The sequence below is a fragment of the Pseudomonas sp. SIMBA_041 genome (genome assembly GCF_046535095.1).
GTDB lineage: Bacteria > Pseudomonadota > Gammaproteobacteria > Pseudomonadales > Pseudomonadaceae > Aquipseudomonas > Aquipseudomonas mucoides.
Map to the genome: position 1 here is coordinate 1 of NZ_JAWRXJ010000975.1, position 233 is coordinate 233.

The following is a 233-nucleotide window of genomic DNA, read 5'->3' on the forward strand; positions in this document are numbered from 1 at the left end:
GTGAGATAGCCTGGCCTTCCAGCCAGATGGTGCCGCGATCGGCGTGGTATACACCAGTTAATGCTTTGATTAGCGTTGATTTTCCTGCCCCGTTTTCACCGAGCAGCGCCATGATTTCGCCGCGGCGCAGGCTGAAATCAACGTTGTCTAACGCTTTGACGCCGGGGAAAAATTTACTTAATCCTTCGGTGCGGAGGATCTCCTGGTGTTGGTTAGTCGTCATGGTTTCCCCC

At 53.6% G+C, this 233-nt stretch carries 1 protein-coding gene; it reads right to left on the reverse strand.

What is annotated here, in order from left to right; genetic code table 11:
* Window positions 1-223, reverse strand: a 223-nt coding sequence (locus SB725_RS34045) for an ATP-binding cassette domain-containing protein (protein ID WP_410923805.1), incomplete at its 3' end; no start/stop codon positions are given.
* Between the last annotated feature and the right edge of the window lie 10 nt (window positions 224-233).